At 67.2% G+C, this 1,677-nt stretch carries 2 protein-coding genes; both read left to right on the forward strand.

Features of this window, described 5'->3' with window-relative positions; genetic code table 11:
• On the forward strand, positions 1–486 hold a 486-nt coding region (locus CFB81_RS34775; protein ID WP_089438207.1), incomplete at its 5' end, for a tetratricopeptide repeat protein.
• 120 nt (positions 487–606) lie between these two features.
• On the forward strand, positions 607–1,434 hold the full coding sequence (locus CFB81_RS34780) for a hypothetical protein (RefSeq protein WP_089437596.1): 828 nt from the start codon (positions 607–609) through the stop codon (positions 1,432–1,434).
• Positions 1,435–1,677 lie beyond the last annotated feature (243 nt).

Here is a 1,677-nt window from a genome sequence, read left to right on the forward strand (position 1 = left end):
GGTTGTTCCGATCGCCCTAAAGATCAGGTCTCCTATCAAAAAAGGGACGATGCGCAAGACCGCGACGATCCACGCATCGCCGCGCTCAAGCAAACCGCGAAGACCCAGCCGAAGGCCGCCTACGACCTTGGCCTGCGCTATTTCCGCGGCGACGGCGTGCGCCAGGACAGCTACCAGGCGCTCAAGTGGATGCGCGAGGCCGCCGAACGCGGCGACCTGAACGCGCAAAAGGCGCTCGGCGGTTTCTACCTGTTCGGCCTCGAGGAAATGGGCTCGGATGCGCGCGAAGCGGAGAAGTGGCTGTCGATCGCGGCGGGCCGCGGCGACAAGGAATCGAAAAAGCTGCTCGAACTCGCGCGCAAGGCCAAGAAAGAAGACGAAGAAGACTGGAAGTGGCGCACGCAATGGCGTGACACGTATTACGGCTACTGGTACTCGGGCTATCCGTACTACGGCGTCTGGCAACAGACGTACTGGTACTACTGACCGGGTATCGAGCAACGGGGCAGCAGCGGGGAGACCACCATCGCGCGCCACGCCGGGGGGCTTATCGACGTTCGCACGAACACATAAGCCGAACAACGACTCTAATCGACCGACAACGACATGAAGACCAACCTTTCCCAACGTCTCACTCAAGGCGCGCTGGTTGCAGCGCTTGGCGCGTGCGTCGCGGGTTGCGGCGGCGTGGTGACGCCCGGCGGGCAGAACGCCGGCGTGACGGGCGCGGCGGCAGGCGGCGCGAGCGCCGGCGCCGATTCGCAACTGCAGCGCTGTGCGTCGCCGCTGGGCACGATCGCGGTCGACGACGGCCGCAACGCCGACTGGTGGGGCCCGTTCGGCAGCGCGACCAAGGTGACGAGCATCGACCCGCTGCTGCGGCTGGCCGTGCAGCAGTCGAACTGCTTCGTGATCACGTCGATCGGCAACCAGAAGAGCGACGCGCGCCTGTCGCGCATCACGCAGCTGCAGCGCAACTCGGGCGAATACCGCGCGGGCTCGAAGCAGCAGAAGGGCCAGCGCGTCGCGGCCGACTACTACATGGAACCGCAGATCGTGATCAACGATTCGCCGATCGGCGGGATCGGCAGCATGATCGGCGGGCTGATCGGCAACAGCGCGGTGGCGGCGGTGGCGGGCCACCTGCAGACGAAGGCGTCGGTGGTGACGCTGACGCTGTTCGACGTGCGCTCGGCGGTGCAGATCGCGGCGTCGGAAGGCAGCTCGACGGCGACGAACTACGGCGCGGCGCTGGGCGGCCTCGGCGGCGGGGTGGGCGGCGGGCTCGCCGGCTTCTCGACGACGCCGGAAGGCAAGGCGACGGTCGTCGCGTTCATCGACGCGTGGAACAAGATGGTCGTGGCGCTGCGCAGCTACAAGGCGCAGGACGTCAAGGGCGGGCTGGGCCGCGGTGGCCAGCTGCAGGTCAACTGACGTCGCCGGGCCGGCGGGGGCCGCCGGCCGATCCTGATTCGTGATTCGTGATGGTCGGTGCGTGCGGCGTGATCCGCGCGTACGGGCTTCGTTCGTCCTGTTCGTTTGGAAGGTGATCCCGATGAAAGCCGCTGCACTGATTGCATTGACCTGCCTCGCGCTGACCGCTTGCGGCGGCGACGACAATCCCTCGCCCGCTTCGTCGGGCGGCTCGGGCACGAGCAACAACGGCGGCAGCGGCGG

This window comes from Burkholderia sp. AU28863, from assembly GCF_002223195.1.
Lineage (GTDB): Bacteria > Pseudomonadota > Gammaproteobacteria > Burkholderiales > Burkholderiaceae > Burkholderia > Burkholderia sola.